Origin of the sequence: Pararhizobium mangrovi, assembly GCF_006516965.1 — a bacterium.
GTDB lineage: Bacteria > Pseudomonadota > Alphaproteobacteria > Rhizobiales > Rhizobiaceae > Pararhizobium_B > Pararhizobium_B mangrovi.
Genome location: NZ_VHLH01000062.1, coordinates 1 through 2,612 on the forward strand (window position 1 = coordinate 1; position 2,612 = coordinate 2,612).

Consider the following 2,612-nt stretch of genomic DNA (forward strand, 5'->3'; position numbering starts at 1 on the left):
TGTGTAGGGCGGTGAGAAAGTAGGCCACGAAGCGGCGCCGATGTGGTTTGCCGCGCCGGTGTAAAATCCGGCCAGTGGTTAGGCTGTTTTCCTTTGTAGGGAGAGCGGCCGGGAATGTTCGCCGTGGAAGTTTACGCTGCCGTCCGTCGCTACGTTCATCTTGAGGGCAACAGCCAGCGCGAAGCGGCCCGGGTCTTCGGACTGAGCCGGGATACGATTTCGAAGATGTGCCGGTTCTCGATCCCACCGGGCTATACGCGGTCGAAGCCGGTGGCCAAGCCGAAGCTGGGAACGTTGCTTCCGGTGATCGATGCGATCCTTGAGGCTGATCGTATGGCGCCGGTCAAACAGCGCCATACCGCTAAACGGATCTTCGAACGACTGCGCGACGAGCACGGCTATGGCGGCGGCCTGACGGTGGTGAAGGATTATGTCCGGATCGCCCGCGGCCGCCAGCGCGAGACCTTCGTGCCACTGGCGCACCCGCCCGGCCACGCGCAGGTCGACTTCGGCGAGGCGATCACCGTGATCGGCGGCGTCAGGCAGAAGATCCACTTCTACTGCATGGATTTGCCGCAGTCGGACGCGCCGTTCGTGAAGGCCTACCCGGCCGAGACGACGGAGGCGTTCCTCGACGGACACGTGTCTGCCTTTGCCTTCTTCGGTGGCGTGCCGCTGTCGATCCTTTACGATAACACCACGATTGCGGTTGCGAAGATCTGCGGTGACGGAAAGCGCGAACGAACCCGGGCCTTCGCCGAACTCCAGAGCCACTACCTGTTCCGGGATCGCTTCGGGCGGCCCGCAAAGGGTAACGACAAGGGCAAGGTGGAGGGTCTGGTGAAGTATGCCCGGTCGAACTTCATGACGCCGATTCCGCATGCGGCAAGCTTCGATGAGCTGAACGCCATGCTGGCCGAGCGATGTCGCCGACGGCAGGGGGAACGGGCCGGACGCCACGGCGAGACGATCGGCGAGCGGCTCGTCGCCGATCTGGCTTCCTTCAAGGATCTGCCGGCAACACCGCTCAAGCCATGCGAGAAGCGGATTGCACGGGTCTCATCGACCTCGCTGGTTCGCTACCGGTGCAACGATTACTCGGTCCCGACGACCTTCGGTTTCCGTGATGTCCTTGTGAAGGGCTTCGTCGACGATGTGGTGATTCTGTGCGCCGGCGAAGAGATCGCCCGGCATCGCCGTTGCTACGGCACCGGCACCTTCGTGTTCGATCCGCTGCACTACCTGGCCCTGATCGAGACCAAGCCGAACGCGCTGGACCAGGCGGCACCGCTGGAGGACTGGGATCTGCCGGAAGCTTTCCAGCATCTGCGCCATCTTCTTGAAGCGCGCATGGGCAATCGCGGCAAGCGTGAGTTTATCCAGGTATTACGGCTGCTGGAGACGATCGCCATGCCGATCGTGACCGAGGCTGTGACGGAAGCGATCCGCCTCGGGGCCATCGGATTTGACGCCATCAAGCTGATCGCTCTTTCCCGGATCGAACGGCGCCCGGCGCGTCTCGACCTTTCGGCCTATCCGCATCTGCCGAAGATGGACGTCAGGACGACGGCCGCTGCCGATTACGCCGTCCTCGTCCCGGGACGGGTGGCATGATCGGCAAGTCGACGTCAGACACCATGCCGAGGGGAACAACCGGCGGCACGCCGCAGGTGCTTCTCGCCCATCACCTCAAGCAGTTGAAGCTGCCGACGGTGCTGCGGGAATACGACAAGGTCGCCCGCGAGTGCGCCCGCGACGGCGTCGATCATCCCCGCTATCTGCTGCGCCTAATCGAACTGGAACTGATCGACCGGGAACGACGCATGGTCGAGCGCCGGATCAAAGCGGCGCGGTTCCCCGCGGTCAAAAGCTTCGACACCTTCGACTTCACCGCCATTCCGACGCTGAACAAGATGCTGGTGCTGGAGCTTGCCCGCAGCGAGTTCATCCTTCGCCGTGAGAACGTGATCGCGCTGGGCAATTCCGGTACGGGCAAGACCCATGTCGCCCTGGCCCTCGGTCTGGCCGCCTGCCAGAAGGGCTTCACCGTCTCCTTCACGACCGCAGCCGCGCTCGTTCATCAACTCATGGAAGCCCGTGACGAACGCCGTCTCCTGAAGACGCAGCGCGATCTGCAAGCGGTCAAACTTCTGATCGTTGACGAGCTTGGTTATGTGCCGTTGTCACCGACCGGCGCCGAGCTTCTGTTCGAGGTCTTCTCGCAGCGATACGAGCGGGGATCGACGATCGTCACTTCAAACCTGCCCTTTGAAGACTGGACGAGCATCCTGCATTCGGAGCGGCTGACCGGGGCGCTGCTCGATCGCCTGACCCATCACGTCCACATCCTGACGATGAACGGCGACAGCTACCGGCTCAGGCAGTCGTCCGGCAACAGCCGTTCTCCTTTCTCTGCCGAAAAGGGGGAGCAAAACCAGGCCATCGCCGAGGCCGTCGATCCGGAAACAGGCGAAATCTCCGCGACCTGATCCTCGAGCCCGATCGCCAACGCACGAAGGGGCCCGATCGGGCCCCTTCGTGCGTCGCGCCTGCCATCGCCGTGGCCGACTTTTATTCCGCCCGAGTGGCCTGGTTTGGCTCCGTCGTTGACA

General features: G+C 63.1%; 2 protein-coding genes. Both read left to right on the forward strand.

Translation table 11 applies throughout. The annotated features are described in order from the left end of the window. The first annotated feature begins 114 nt into the window (after positions 1-114). Positions 115-1,614 carry an IS21 family transposase gene (gene istA, locus FJU11_RS18150; protein WP_141168481.1) on the forward strand — a complete coding sequence of 500 codons (1,500 nt, stop codon included), beginning with the start codon at positions 115-117 and terminating at the stop codon, positions 1,612-1,614. Beyond that, complete coding sequence (gene istB / locus FJU11_RS18155; protein WP_181408246.1) at positions 1,611-2,489, forward strand: IS21-like element helper ATPase IstB; 879 nt, start codon at positions 1,611-1,613, stop codon at positions 2,487-2,489. The genes istA and istB overlap by 4 nt, the downstream gene beginning before the upstream one ends. Positions 2,490-2,612: the final 123 nt, after the last annotated feature.

Excerpts from the sequence above, each read along its gene's own strand:
- istA (WP_141168481.1), top strand. The coding sequence starts at position 115 with ATGTTCGCCGTGGAAGTTTACGCTGCCGTCCGTCGCTACGTTCATCTT.
- istB (WP_181408246.1), top strand. The coding sequence starts at position 1,611 with ATGATCGGCAAGTCGACGTCAGACACCATGCCGAGGGGAACAACCGGC.